This is a genomic window from Mycobacterium sp. NGS54 (genome assembly GCF_059812465.1).
The window spans coordinates 539238-553224 of record NZ_JCALCS010000001.1 but is presented as its reverse complement, the minus strand read 5'-3'; the positions used below and the strand labels follow the sequence as shown (position 1 = coordinate 553224).

Here is a 13987-nt window from a genome sequence, read left to right as displayed (position 1 = left end):
CCAGAAAGGTTCTCGCACAATGGAATCCGGCTACGGCAAAGTCGCGGTCATCACCGGCGCATCGCGAGGGATCGGCGCGGGTCTGGTCGAGGCTTACCGCAAGCGGGGCTATGGGGTGGTCGCCACGTCGCGCGCCATCACGGCCTCGCCGCATCCCGACGTCCACTGCGTGGCAGCGGATATCGGCGAACCCGGCACGCCCGGACTTATCGTCGACGAGGCGCTGGCACGGTTCGGCCGCATCGACACGCTGATCAACAACGCCGGCGTCTTCCTCGCGAAGCCCTTCACCCGCTACACGCCCGAGGACTACGGGTTGGTGACGTCGGTCAACACTCTCGGCTTCTTCGGGATCACGCAGCGCGTCGTCGCCCAACTGCTCGCGCAGGGCGGCGGCGGCCACATCGTCAACATCACCACCACGCTGGTGGAACACGCGCATTCCGGCGTCCCGTCGGCATTGACCGCACTCACCAAGGGCGGGCTGACCGCCGTCACCAAGTCGCTGGCCATCGAATACGCCCGCGAAGGGATACGCGTCAACGCGATATCGCCCGGCGTCATCGACACCCCGATGCACGCCGGTGTGGACGCGTCCGCCGCCTACGCGGGCATGCATCCGCAGCGGCGGATCGGCGCCATCGCCGACGTCGTGCACGGCGCGCTGTATCTGGAGACCGCGCCCTTCGTCACCGGCGAGATCCTGCACGTCGACGGCGGACAGAGCGCGGGCCACTGACAAGTGCGACCATCCCGACACACAGATAAGGAATGAAACCCCATGCCACGCAATCTTTACGGCTCGCTCGCCGCCAACGGCCTCGACTGGCACAGCCTGCCGCTGCGGCTGTTCGCCGGGGGCAATGCGAAATTCTGGGACCCGGCCGACATCGACTTCTCCGGTGAGCGGGCCGACTGGGACGCGCTGTCGGACCGCGAACGTGACTACGCGACCCGGCTGTGCGCCCAGTTCATCGTCGGCGAGGAAGCCGTCACCGAGGACATCCAGCCCTTCATGTCCGCGATGCGGGCCGAGGCCCGACTTGGCGACGAGATGTACCTGACCCAGTTCGCATTCGAAGAGGCCAAACACACCGCGGGGTTTCGGCTGTGGCTCGACGCGGTTGGGATCACCGAGGACCTGCACGCTTACCTCGACCAATCGCCAAGCTACAAGCGGATATTCAACGAGGAGCTACCGGCCTCGCTCGCCGTCCTGGCGGCCGACCCGGCGCCGGCGGCCCAGGTTCGCGCCTCCGCGACCTACAACCACCTGGTGGAGGGGATGCTGGCCCTGACCGGCTATCACGCCTGGAACAGCATCTGCGTGCACCGCGGAATCCTGCCCGGGATGCGGGAATTGGTGCGGCGCATCGGTGATGACGAGCGACGGCACATGGCCTGGGGCACCTTCACGTGCCGCCGCCACGTCGCCGCCGACGATGCGAATTGGGCGGTGTTCGAGGCCCGGATGAACGAACTAATCCCTCCGGCGCTGGGGATTACCGAGGAGGTGTTCGCCCTCTACGGCGACGATCCTCCGTTCGGCCTGAAGGCGGACGAACTTCTGAGTTACTCCTCCGCCAGGGGGTCGCGGCGGTTGGCCACGATTTCCAGCGCTCGCGGGCGTCCGATCGGCGACATCGATGTCGATTACTCGCCGCTGCAACTCGAGGAAGCCTTCGCCGACGAGGATCGGCGCGCTGTGGTCGGCTCCGGGGACTAGGTACGGCGGTCGTCTCCGGCGTCGAACCGAGCATCGATGTCACCCCCCGCCGCACCACCGGCTGGCGTGCTCTTGCGCGGCCCGTCGGCCCGCTGGTGTGACGCGTGCGTCGCCGCGCTGGCGGTCAGCTTCGCCCGCACGTCCTCGTCGAGCACCGCCTTCACGCGAGAGCCATCGCGACGCAGATGAATGACAGCCGGACTTATCGATATCTGTTGTAAGGCCGAAGAATAACACTCGATACTTAACACCGGTAGTGCGCAGACAAAGTGACATCGCCCGTTGTATCGGGGTAAATCCCCACGGTTTGTCATCGCCTCGATCGCCGACGGTGATGAGTGAATTAGTCTGTAGCAGAAGGTAATTCGAGAGCTGGCCATACTCCTGTGAGTGGATGTTGACGTGCCCGCTACGGTGGGAAATCTCCGGGTAACACGCGAAACTTACTGTTGGCGGCGCAGATTGACGTCGCATCGATCCCATTCGCAGGGCAAGGCGGCGTCAGACGGGTTGACCGCAAGGCGGTCGCCCAGGGCGAAATCGAAACGGAGGACCATGGTGACTGCTCGCACGGACATACTGGACGGCGCGGCCCCGGCTATCGCGCCGACCATCGCGCGCAGCCGCTGGCTTCAGCTCGGCCTCGGTCTGGTGTGCATGATGACGATATCGAGCCCGCAATACGTGTGGACGCTGATGACCAAGCCGCTCGCCGCCAAACTCGGGATTGCCCTGCCAGAGTTGCAGGTGACCTTCTCGATTCTCGTGATGTTGCAGGCCTTTTTCTCCCCCTTCCAGGGGGCGCTGGTCGACCGTTTCGGGCCCCGCCGGTTGATCTCGATCGGCACGTTGCTGGCGGGCGCGAGCTGGGTGCTCGCCTCCTACGCGCATACCGTCTCGGTGCTGTACCTCACCTATGGCGGTGTCGGCGGCATCGGCACGGGGATTGTGTACGTCGGCGTCGTCGGGCTGATGGTCCAGTGGTTTCCGGATCGACGCGGATTCGCCGCCGGTGTGGTGGCGGCCGGCTACGGAATGGGCGCGATCCTCACCACGTTTCCGATTGCCTCATCGCTGGCCGCGCGGGGCGTCGACTCCACGTTGTGGCTGTTCGGCATTGCGTTCGCCGCCGTGGGTTTCGTTGCGGCGCAGGGGTTGCACGCGCCGCCGCTGGCTCCGGCAGGGAACGCACCGAGCGCCCGCGCGTCCACCACCGTGCGCGATTACCGGCCGTCCGAAATGCTCACGCGGCGGGTCTTCTGGTTGATGTTCCTGATGATGACGATGATGGCTACCTCGGGCCTGATGGTCACGTCGCAGATGGCGACGTTCGCCACAGAGTTCGGCGTGAGCAAGGTCTTGGTGTTCGGGCTCGCCGCCGTGCCGCTGGCCTTGACCATCGATCGCTTCACGAACGGGCTGACCCGCCCGTTGTTCGGTTGGGTATCGGATCGGCTGGGCCGCGAGAACACCATGGGGTTCGCCTTCGCGTTGGAGGGTATCGCCATGACGCTCTGGTTGCTGACGCGACACGACGCCACGATGTTCGTCCTCCTTTCGGGTTTGGTGTTCTTCGGATGGGGCGAGATCTTCTCGCTGTTCCCCTCCACGTTGACCGACACCTTTGGGACCCGTTACGCCACGGCGAACTATGGCTGGCTCTACATCTCCTTCGGGATCGGTTCGGTCTTCGGCGGCCCGCTCGCGGCGCTGTTGCATCAGCAAGCCGGGAGCTGGATTCCGGTGTTCGAGTGTGCGATTGCACTCGATCTGGCAACCGCGGCGCTGGCCGTGCTCGTGTTGAAGCCGGCGCGCAGGCGTTTCGTCGAAGCAGCACCGATCGCGCCGTCGTGAGCGCCCCGTTGTCACCCGTCACCGCCACACTGGCAGGCATGCTCGACCTGATCCTGCCGCTGGAATGCGGCGGCTGCGGCGCGCCGTCGACCCGCTGGTGCGGCGCCTGCGCGGCCGAGCTCGGGGTCAGGCCCGACGAGCCGCACGTCGTCAACCCCCGCATCGACCCCGGGGCGCCGGTGTTCGCGCTCGGTCGCTACGCCGGCGCCCGCCGCGCCGCGATCCTCGCGTGCAAGGAGAACGGGCGCGGCGACCTGGTGACCCCGTTGGCCCGCAGCCTCGCCCTCGGTATCCACCGGCTGCTGACGTGGGGGATGGTCGAGACGCCGCTGACCATCGTGCCCGCGCCGACGAGGCGTTCCGCGGCGCGGGCCCGCGGCGGCGACCCCGTCACGCGGCTGGCGCGGGCCGCCGTGGCCGGGCACCCGGACATCGCCGTCGCGCCGGTGTTGCGGATGAAGGCGCTGGCCCGCGACTCGGTGGGCCTCGGCACGTCGGCCCGCGAGCGCAACATCGCGGGCCGGGTGGTGCTGCGCGGCCGGCGCCCGGCCAGCGAGGTCGTCATCGTCGACGACGTCGTCACCACCGGGGCGACGGCCCGTGAGTCGGTGCGGACGCTGCGCGGCGCCGGGATCCGCGTCGCCGCCGTGCTGGCGGTCGCCGCCGCCTGAACCTGTGCGGCGGCCAAGCGGTTGTGAAGAACTCGCAACAGCTGTGCGAAATCAGTGGCATCCCAAGGCGAACACGAGCTAACGTCGAGGACAACCTTCAGGAACATCCTTGGCCCGGGCCACAACGAGGGGGTGAGAATTCGGCACCTTGCATCGGCGGGCTGCCTGCGGCGGTGACCTATGGGAAACCGCTCCCAACCCCCGTCGGCGCGTCTTGTAGAAGCCGGCACGCCCCGCGTGCGACGTGGAAAAGGAAACGAGTTGACACGTATGTCAAGGCTTACCGTGGATTCCGGTCAGATTCTCGACCAAGCGCCGGCAGAAAGCAGCGAGCCGGCCGAACTGACCCTCAACGCCGAAGTCGTGTTCAAGGGCCGCAACGTCGAAATCCCCGATCATTACCGCTTCTACGTCTCGCAAAAACTCGCCCGCCTCGAGCGATTCGATCGCTCCATCTATCTTTTCGACGTCGAGCTCAAACACGCTCCCAACCGCCGTCAGCGCAAGTCCTGTCAGCGCGTCGAGATCACCGCCCGCGGGCGCGGGCCGGTCAGCCGCGCGGAGGCCTGCGCCGACAGCTTCTACGCCGCCTTCGAGTCGGCCGTCGACAAGCTGGAGAACCGGCTGCGCCGCGTCAAGGACCGCCGCAAGGTGCACTACGGCGACAAGACGCCGGTGTCACTGGCCGCCGCCACCGCGGCGCCGCTTCCCGCGAAGGCCTTCAACGCCGAACCCGTCGAGGCGCACCAACACGACGGAGTGGGTCTCGACCACGGGGACCTGCAAGACCACGAGCCGGGGCGGGTGGTGCGCACCAAGGAGCACCAGGCCACGCCGATGTCGGTCGACGAGGCGCTCTACGAGATGGAGCTGGTCGGGCACAACTTCTTCTTGTTCTACGACAAGGAGACCGAACGGCCGTCCGTCGTGTACCGCCGGCACGCCTACGACTACGGGCTGATCAGGCTGGCTTGAGGTTCGGCGGCCGTCGGCGGCTCGTCACCTACGATGGGGGTCGGTCTAACGAAGAAGAAGACTCCTATCAACGGGGGAATATCCCGAAGGGGACAACACCGTGCTGGATAAGTTGCTGCGCCTTGGCGAAGGTCGCATGGTCAAGCGCCTCAAGAAGGTGGCCGACTACGTCAACACCCTGTCCGACGACGTCGAGAAGCTGACCGACGCCGAGCTACGGGCAAAGACAGACGAGTTCAAGAAGCGCCTCGAAGACGGCGAAACCCTCGACGACCTGCTGCCCGAGGCGTTCGCCGTGGCCCGCGAGGCCGCCTGGCGGGTCCTGGACCAGCGCCCCTTCGACGTGCAGGTGATGGGCGCGGCCGCGCTGCACCTGGGCAACGTCGCGGAGATGAAGACCGGTGAGGGCAAGACCCTGACCTGCGTGTTGCCGGCCTACCTCAACGCGCTGGCCGGCAAGGGCGTGCACATCGTCACCGTCAACGACTACCTGGCCAAGCGCGACAGCGAGTGGATGGGCCGGGTGCACCGCTTCCTGGGCCTGCAGGTCGGGGTGATCCTCGCGCAGATGACGCCCGACGAGCGGCGCGTCGCCTACAACGCCGACATCACCTACGGCACCAACAACGAGTTCGGCTTCGACTACCTGCGCGACAACATGTCGCACTCGCTCGACGACCTGGTGCAGCGTGGGCACAGCTACGCCATCGTCGACGAGGTCGACTCCATCCTGATCGACGAGGCCCGCACCCCGCTGATCATCTCCGGCCCGGCCGACGGCGCCTCCAACTGGTACCTCGAGTTCGCCCGCATCGCCCCGCTGATGCAAAAGGACGTCCACTACGAGGTCGACCTGCGCAAACGCACCGTCGGCGTGCACGAGAAGGGCGTGGAGTTCGTCGAGGACCAGCTCGGCATCGACAACCTCTACGAGGCGGCCAACTCGCCGCTGGTCAGCTACCTCAACAACGCGCTGAAGGCCAAGGAGCTGTTCAACCGCGACAAGGACTACATCGTCCGCGACGGCGAGGTGCTCATCGTCGACGAGTTCACCGGCCGCGTGCTGATCGGCCGGCGCTACAACGAGGGCATGCACCAGGCCATCGAGGCCAAGGAGCACGTCGAGATCAAGGCCGAGAACCAGACGCTGGCCACCATCACGTTGCAGAACTACTTCCGCCTCTACGAGAAGCTGGCCGGCATGACCGGCACCGCCCAGACCGAGGCGGCCGAGCTGCACGAGATCTACAAGCTGGGCGTGGTCTCCATCCCGACCAACAAGCCGATGGTCCGCACCGACCAGTCGGACCTCATCTACAAGACCGAGGAAGCCAAGTACATCGCGGTGGTCGACGACGTCGAGGAGCGTTACGAGAAGGGCCAGCCGGTCCTGATCGGCACCACCAGCGTCGAGCGCTCCGAGTACCTGTCGCGCCAATTCACCAAGCGCCGCATCCCGCACAACGTGCTCAACGCCAAGTACCACGAGCAGGAGGCGGGCATCATCGCCGTGGCGGGCCGGCGCGGCGGCATCACCGTCGCCACCAACATGGCCGGCCGCGGCACCGACATCGTGCTGGGCGGCAACGTCGACTTCCTCACCGACCAGCGGCTGCGCGAGCGCGGCCTGGATCCGGTGGAAACGCCCGAGGAGTACGAGACGGCGTGGCACGAGGAGCTGGCCCTGGTCAAACAGGAGGCCGGCAAGGAGGCCGAAGAGGTAATCGAGGCCGGCGGCCTGTACGTGCTGGGCACCGAGCGCCACGAGTCGCGGCGCATCGACAACCAGCTGCGCGGCCGGTCCGGCCGGCAGGGCGACCCGGGGGAGTCGCGCTTCTACCTGTCGCTGAGCGACGAGCTGATGCGCCGCTTCAACGGCGCCGCGCTCGAGGCGATGCTGAACCGGCTGAACCTGCCCGACGACGTGCCGATCGAGAACAAGATGGTGACCCGCGCCATCAAGAGCGCCCAGACCCAGGTCGAGCAGCAGAACTTCGAGGTCAGAAAGAACGTCCTCAAGTACGACGAGGTGATGAACCAGCAGCGCAAGGTGATCTACGCCGAGCGCCGCCGCATCCTCGAGGGCGAGAACGTCAAGGACCAGGCGCTGAGCATGGTCCGCGACGTCATCACGGCCTACGTCGACGGCGCGACCGCCGAGGGCTACGCCGAGGACTGGGACCTGGACGCGCTGTGGACGGCGCTCAAGACGCTCTACCCGGTCGGCATCTCGCACGAGACGCTGACGCATCGCGACGCCGACTCCGACCGCGACGACCTCACCCGCGACGAGCTGCTCGAGGCGCTGGTCAACGACGCCGAAAAGGCTTACACGGCAAGGGAAGCCGAGCTGGAGGAGATCGCCGGCGAGGGCGCGATGCGTCAGCTGGAACGTAACGTGTTGCTCAACGTCATCGACCGCAAGTGGCGCGAGCACCTCTACGAGATGGACTATCTGAAGGAGGGCATCGGGCTGCGGGCGATGGCGCAGCGCGATCCGCTGGTCGAGTACCAGCGCGAGGGCTACGACATGTTCATGGCCATGCTCGACGGCATGAAGGAGGAGTCGGTCGGCTTCCTGTTCAACGTCACCGTGGAAGCGGTGCCCGCTCCCCAGGTCGCCCCGCAGGCGACGCCCGAGGGGCTGACGGAATTGGGCGGCGGCTCCTCTCCACAGCCCGACGGCGAAGGCGAAGCCCCCGCCGCGGCCCGCGAAGAGACCCCAAGCGTGTTGCGCGCCAAGGGCATTGATGACGAGGCGCCCGCGCTGACCTATTCCGGGCCGTCCGAGGACGGCTCGGCGCAGGTGCAGCGCAACGGCGGTGGCGCGCAGAAGACGCCGGCCGGTGTGGCGGGCGGCGGCAGCCGACGCGAGCGTCGCGCGGCCGCGCGACAGCAGGGGCGCGGCGCCAAGCCGCCGAAGTCGGTCAAGCGGCGCTGACCCTACCGGGCAACGCCGATGCCATAGGCTTATCAGGCGTCGGCTTCTCTGTGGCTACACCGACGCCGCCACCGTGACGGGCCGGGAAGGGGCGAGTTTATGCCCTTTGACGGAGCGGTGTCGCGGACTGAGGTATTGGCGGCGCTGTCGTTGGCGATCGACCTCGGGCTCGGCCAGCCGATGGATCACATGTTGCGGTCGGCGGCGATGGGGACGAGGCTTGCCGAGCGCCTCGGCCTCAGCGAGCGTGAGCGCGGGACGGTTTTCTACACCGGCCTGGTGATGTGGATCGGGTGTCATGCCGACTCGCACGAGTACGCGCGGTGGTTCGGCGACGACATCGCGGTGCGACACGACAGCCACTTCATCGACTGGTCCGGCGGAGAGTTCCGGCGATTCCTCGTCAGCAACCTGGGCCGCGGGTCGTCGTTGCCGAAACGGGCCCAGCTGGCGGCGAAGCTGTTTTTGGACGCACGCGGCAACCTCGGCACGTTGATGCACTCCCATTGCCTTTCGGCCGCCCTGCTCGCCGAGGAGATCGGCCTCGGCGAGGACGTGTGCGAAGCCCTGCCCTTTGCGTACGAGCGGTGGGACGGCAGCGGCCTTCCCACTGGTGCGGCGGGAAGCCAGATACCCGTGACCATGCGGGTCGCGCAGCTCGCCGACATCGCCGAAGTGCATCATCGCGCCTACGGCGCGAGCGGCGCGATCGCGGAGGTTCGCCGGCGCAGCGGCAGACAGTTCGACCCCGACATAGTCGCGGTGTTTTGCGAACTCGCCGATGAGCTGCTGCGCGACGACGAAGACGCGTGGGAGACGGCTGCCGGCTTGGCGCCGGATCCCGGGGAAACGCTGAGTGGTTCGTCGCTGGACCGGCTCCTGTGTGCGATGGGCGATTTCGTGGACCTGAAATGCCCCTTCACCCTTGGCCATTCGCGAGCGGTGGCCGATCTGGCGGAGAAAGCCGGCAAGTGCGCCGGGCTGGCGACAGACGAGATCGACACGCTGCGCCGCGCCGGCTACGTTCACGATCTCGGCCGGATTGGTGTGTCCAACCGGGTGTGGGAAAAGCCGGGTGAATTGACCCACGCGGAGCGCGAGCGTGTGCACTTGCATCCTTATCTGACCGGCAGGATCCTGGCCCGCGTCGGTGGACTCAAGGCCGTCCGGGAGGTCGCGGTCAACCACCACGAACGGCTGGACGGGTCGGGTTACCCGAACGGGCTCCGTGGCGACGATCTTTCGATATGCGAGCGGATACTCGCCGCCGCCGAAAGCTATTGCGGCTCAACCGAGCCGCGACCGTATCGCGATGCGCTGGATGGGCCAGCCGCGGCCACGCAATTGCGCAGCGAGGCGGCGCGCGCTCGCCTGGACGGCGACGCGGTTGAAGCCGTGCTGGAGGCCGCGGGTCACCGGCCGTCGCGCAGAGCCGCCAGGCCGTCGGGCCTGACCCGGCGCGAGGCCGAGGTCTTGCTCCATGTGGCCCAGGGGCGGTCCAACCGCGAAATCGCCTCGGCTCTTTGGATTTCGGAGAAGACCGTGCGCAATCACGTCGAGCACATCTATGCCAAGATCGGGGTGTCGAACCGGATCGGGGCCAGCCTGTATGCGACCCGGCACGGCCTGACCGGCAGCGCGCCCAACTGAAAGCCGGCCCCGGGCGGCCGAATGTTTGGGGCGAATGCCTCATGTGCACGCGGGAAATCGAGGCGACCATTTCTGCATGTTCAGCATTGGCCGAAGCCACCCTTACGAGTCGCACACGGGGCTCTCGCCGCGGTTGTGGGACAAGGTGCTGACCGAGGGCCACTCGTCGCTGGTCCGGGCGCGGCACGCTTTCCGCTACCTGCCGTCGGCGCCACGATGCAAGCTGTGTAACAACCCGTTCGGCGGCCCCGTCGGCCGGCTCTTTGCCGTTGTCGGATTCCGCCGATCGCGCAAAAACCCCAACCTGTGCACGCGATGTTGCGATGCGCTGCCGCGCGGAGGAGCTGAAGTCGATATCGCGGTGCTGTTCGTTGACGTTCGAGGCTCCACGGCGTTGGGTCACCGCCGGGCCGCCGCAGACTTCGCCGCGTTGCTCAACCGGTTTTACGGCGCCGCGACGCAGACCCTGCTGCGCCATGACGCCGTGATCGACAAGCTCATCGGCGACGAGGTGATGGCGTTTTTCGTCCGCGGCATCAGCGGCCCCCGGTACCGGCAACGAGCCGTCGAGGCGGGAATCGAGCTGCTCCGAGCCGTCGGTTGCGGCACGCCGAACGGACCTTGGCTGGACGTCGGCGTCGCCGTGCACGCGGGCGTCGCATACGTCGGCAACGTCGGTGGGGCCGTCGTCGACTTCACCGCCCTCGGCCGCCCGGTCAACGCTGCGGCTCGGATGCAACAACGCGCCGCGGCCGGGGAGTTGCTCGTGGCCAGTGGGGTCGCCGATGAAATGACGGCCGGCATGCAGCAACGCACGCTGATTCTGCGGGGGCAGGACGAGCCGATCAACGTCTTCGTCCACGAGCTTTGAGCCTTCGTTCGGCTCGTTCCCGTCATCGCATGGACGCTCCGGGCCGGGATCGCCGGTCCAACAGCCAGGCGGTTGCCACCGTGAGGGCGATAGCGAACGAGGCGAGCGCGATGAGACTGGCGGCGTTGCCTCCCTGGAAGGTCTCGCGGTACACGGACATGGCCGGCAGCGTCGCGGTGTAGCGGTCGAGTTCCAGGTCGCGCCCCAACGCATCGAAGGCGTGGCGGTTGGACAGGGCCAGGCTCATCAGGCGTCCGGGGGTGGCCATCTGGTCGGTGGGCACGATCGCACCGCCGAACAGCACCTGAGGGAAGCACAGCATCGGCAGGGCGAGGGCAGCCTGCGCGGCGTTGGAGACCGCGGCCGAGGCGAAGAGGCCCAGGGCCAGCGCCGAGATCGCTTCGATCACAATCGTCGCGAACAGCGAGGCGTAGACGTCCCATCCCGCCGCGGGCAGCCTCCCGAGCGCGCGCAGCACAAGCAGTAACATCGCGCTCACGCCCGCGAGAATCGGAAGCAGCGCCGTCACCTTTGACGCCACGTACGCGCCCACGCTGAGCCCGGCAAAGCGTTCACGCCGGAAGACGGCCATCTCGCCGACGATCTGCAGCAGGCCGTACGTCAGCCCGAAGAAGAAGCCGTCGAAAGCGATCCAGAACACGATCTGGGCCGGGCCGATGTCGGCAGCGCCACCGGGATCGAACGCACCGCGCTTGAACAGCGTCGCCATCATCGCCGTCACCAGCACCGGTGATCCGAGCAGGATCGCAAGGGTCAGCCGGTTGCGGACGAGAACGTCGACGTTGCGACGGGTCAGGAGCCACCATTGCCGGACCGTGCCGGTTCGCCTGACGTCGGATTTGGTCGCCGAGACGGCCTGCCGGGGGAAGCCGGGCCGGGCGTTTGACCTCGCGCGGCTCTGCGCGAAACGCTCAGCCCAGATCCGCGGGGTGTGCTCCGCGGCCAGGCGCTCGTAGACCGCCGTGAGATTCTCCACGCCGAAGTAGTGCCGCGCCGCGGCCGGACTGCCGGCAAAGGCCAGGTGGCCGTCGCGGGCCAGGAAGACCACGCGGTCGCACTGGTCGATGCCGGTGGGCTCGTGGGTGGTGAGAACGATGGTGACCCCGCGCTGGCTGAGCCGGCGCAGCAGGCGCATGACGTCAGCCGCAGTCGAGGGGTCGAGCCCGGAGGTGGGTTCGTCCAGGAAGAAAAGGCGGGGCCTGGTCAGGAGTTCCACGGCGATGCTGGCCCGTTTGCGCTGGCCGCCGGACAGGGAACGCACCGGCACGTCGGCCCGATCGGCCAAGTCGAGGTCGCGCATGGTCTCCTCGACGATCCGCTCCGCTTCGACTGCAGGTGTGCCCGCCGGGAGCCGCAGCAGCGCCGCGTAGCGCAGCGTCCGGCGCAGGGGCATCTCGAGGTGGATGATGTCGTCCTGGGGCACGAAGCCGACTTTCGCATCGGCGCTGACGCGCGCGCGGCGCACGACTCCGTCGTGCCGAACCTCACCGGCGGACGGCGGTTGCAGGCCGGCAAGGATCTCCAGCAACGTGGTCTTCCCCGCTCCGCTGCCGCCGGCGATGGCGACCAATTCGCCGGGTTCCACCGAGAGCGACAGCTTGTCGAGGATCTGCCGGCCGGCGACGCGCCGGCCTACGTCGATCGCATCGATCCGCGCGCCACCCGGCGGCTCGGCGGACCGGGTACCGAGTACCTCGATGGCTGATGTGTCGCATGTCGTTTCGCTCATGATCCGGTCTCCGTGTCTTCTCGAAGTGGCCTTGTCATGGGCGATCATCGGCCCACCGCTGCGACGGCCGCATGAGGCGTTTGCCTCAAATGCTCGAGCCCAGAACCGAATAGTCAAAAATAACTAGGGCGCCGCCGCGCAAAGATGAGGCAGATGACCTATATACCCAGCTGCCGCCGCGGCCGACACTGGGGCCATGAAGCGTTACTTGACTGTTGCTTACGGCGCGGCGGCCTACCTGCTGTTCCTCGTCGCCTTCCTGTATCTCGTTGCCTTCGTGGCGAATCTCTGGGTGCCGCGCACCGTCGATCATGGGCTCCCGGCCACCCTCGGCGAGGCGATTGTCGTCAACGTGTTGTTGGTCGGGGCGTTCGGACTGCAGCACAGCGTCATGGCGCGCCCGGCGTTCAAGGCGTGGTGGACCCGATTCGTGCCGGGGTCGGTCGAGCGCAGCACCTACGTGGTGCTGTCGAGCGCCGTGCTGCTGCTGCTTTATTGGCAGTGGCGGACGATGCCGGACGTCGTCTGGGACGTGCGGCAGCCGGCGCCGCGCGCGGTGCTGTGGGCATTGTTCTGGCTGGGCTGGGCGATCGCGCTGGGCGCCACGTTCATGATCAACCATTTCGACCTGTTCGGGCTGCGGCAGGTGTATCTGGCCTGGCGCCAAAAGCCTTACACCGAGCTGCATTTCCGCACTCATTTGTTCTACCGGCTGGTGCGCCACCCGCTCATGCTGGGCTTCCTCATCTCGTTCTGGGCAACCCCCACCATGACGGCCGGGCATCTGCTCTTCTCGGTCGCGATGACGGGGTACATCCTGATCGCCGTGCACATCGAAGAGCGTGGCCTCGTCGCGGCGCTGGGCGGCGACTACCGCCAATACCGTCGCGAGGTCCCCATGCTGGTCCCGCTGAAGCACCGGCCGCGCCGGCGTTCGGCGGAAGCGGTTGGCCAGCACTAGCTCTCGACGCAGCGTCAAACGCTCTGCCCGGCGTTGGCCAATTGATCACGTGGCGGATACCTGAACATGGCACGGTACCCGTGTGCAAACCGGGTCGCGGGTCGGTCAAGCGCGCCGGGTGGACCGGTTCCACCAGTGGTGCGAGGCGGTCGTCGATCGGCTGCCGTTCGGGCTCGGATCGGTCGTCGCGCCCACGTTCCTCGGCTTCTGCCTGATCAACGGGCTCACCTTCGGCATCGACTTGGCGATCCTCACGGGCCTGCGCGGCGGGCTCGGCCTTCCGGTGCCGATCGCCGTCACGGTCGCCTACGCGTGCGCCTTCGCGCTCAGCTATGTGCTCAACCGCACCTTCAACTTTCAATCCCACGCGCCGGTCGGACAACAGGTCGCCGTCTACGTCGTGGTGGTCGTCGTCAACTACCTGGCGCTGATCCTGGGTGTCTCCAGCGCGCTGACGGCGATCGGAGTGCAATACCAGCTGTCGCGGGTGCTGGCGGGCGTCTGCGAAGCGGTGTTCATGTACTGCGCCATGCGGTGGGTGGTCTTCCGCCGATGAGTTCGACCTGAAGCAAACTCGGCGCCCGTCCG

The 13987-nt window shown here is 67.2% G+C and carries 12 protein-coding genes; 10 read left to right on the top strand and 2 right to left on the bottom strand.

Annotated features, from left to right (window positions below):
- Positions 1-19 precede the first annotated feature (19 nt).
- Positions 20-739, top strand: coding sequence for an SDR family NAD(P)-dependent oxidoreductase (locus AC5Y5E_RS02740; RefSeq protein ID WP_499901444.1), 720 nt, complete (start codon positions 20-22; stop codon positions 737-739).
- Between the two features lie 42 nt (positions 740-781).
- A complete protein-coding gene (locus AC5Y5E_RS02735; RefSeq protein ID WP_499901443.1) occupies positions 782-1726 on the top strand; it encodes a R2-like ligand-binding oxidase in 945 nt (314 codons plus the stop codon).
- Here AC5Y5E_RS02735 and AC5Y5E_RS02730 read toward each other — a convergent pair.
- Positions 1723-1890: a hypothetical protein gene (locus tag AC5Y5E_RS02730; protein ID WP_499901442.1), complete on the bottom strand. Its 168-nt coding sequence runs from the start codon at positions 1888-1890 to the stop codon at positions 1723-1725. The genes AC5Y5E_RS02735 and AC5Y5E_RS02730 overlap by 4 nt on opposite strands.
- Before the next feature lie 391 nt (positions 1891-2281).
- Here AC5Y5E_RS02730 and oxlT point away from each other — a divergent pair, with 391 nt between their 5' ends.
- The 6 genes from oxlT (at position 2282) to AC5Y5E_RS02700 (ending at position 10688) form a co-directional block, all read left to right on the top strand.
- Positions 2282-3580: an oxalate/formate MFS antiporter gene (gene oxlT / locus AC5Y5E_RS02725; RefSeq protein WP_499901441.1), complete on the top strand. Its 1299-nt coding sequence runs from the start codon at positions 2282-2284 to the stop codon at positions 3578-3580.
- A gap of 38 nt (positions 3581-3618) precedes the next feature.
- On the top strand, positions 3619-4251 hold the full coding sequence (locus AC5Y5E_RS02720) for a ComF family protein (protein WP_499901440.1): 633 nt from the start codon (positions 3619-3621) through the stop codon (positions 4249-4251).
- Positions 4252-4536: 285 nt separating this feature from the next.
- Positions 4537-5226: a ribosome hibernation-promoting factor, HPF/YfiA family gene (hpf, locus tag AC5Y5E_RS02715; RefSeq protein WP_499901855.1), complete on the top strand. Its 690-nt coding sequence runs from the start codon at positions 4537-4539 to the stop codon at positions 5224-5226.
- 100 nt (positions 5227-5326) lie between these two features.
- A complete protein-coding gene (secA, locus tag AC5Y5E_RS02710; protein WP_499901439.1) occupies positions 5327-8167 on the top strand; it encodes a preprotein translocase subunit SecA in 2841 nt (946 codons plus the stop codon).
- Between the two features lie 99 nt (positions 8168-8266).
- Positions 8267-9817 carry an HD domain-containing phosphohydrolase gene (locus AC5Y5E_RS02705; protein WP_499901438.1) on the top strand — a complete coding sequence of 517 codons (1551 nt, stop codon included), beginning with the start codon at positions 8267-8269 and terminating at the stop codon, positions 9815-9817.
- Positions 9818-9893: 76 nt separating this feature from the next.
- Complete coding sequence (locus AC5Y5E_RS02700; protein ID WP_499901437.1) at positions 9894-10688, top strand: adenylate/guanylate cyclase domain-containing protein; 795 nt, start codon at positions 9894-9896, stop codon at positions 10686-10688.
- A gap of 22 nt (positions 10689-10710) precedes the next feature.
- Here AC5Y5E_RS02700 and AC5Y5E_RS02695 read toward each other — a convergent pair whose 3' ends face one another.
- Entirely contained in the window at positions 10711-12438 is a 1728-nt protein-coding gene (locus AC5Y5E_RS02695) for an ABC transporter ATP-binding protein/permease (RefSeq protein WP_499901436.1), read from the bottom strand.
- A 196-nt stretch (positions 12439-12634) separates the two neighbouring features.
- Between AC5Y5E_RS02695 and mddA the strand changes: the two genes are divergently transcribed.
- Positions 12635-13399: a methanethiol S-methyltransferase gene (mddA, locus tag AC5Y5E_RS02690; RefSeq protein WP_499901435.1), complete on the top strand. Its 765-nt coding sequence runs from the start codon at positions 12635-12637 to the stop codon at positions 13397-13399.
- A gap of 82 nt (positions 13400-13481) precedes the next feature.
- A complete protein-coding gene (locus tag AC5Y5E_RS02685) occupies positions 13482-13955 on the top strand; it encodes a GtrA family protein (protein ID WP_499901434.1) in 474 nt (157 codons plus the stop codon).
- Positions 13956-13987: the final 32 nt, after the last annotated feature.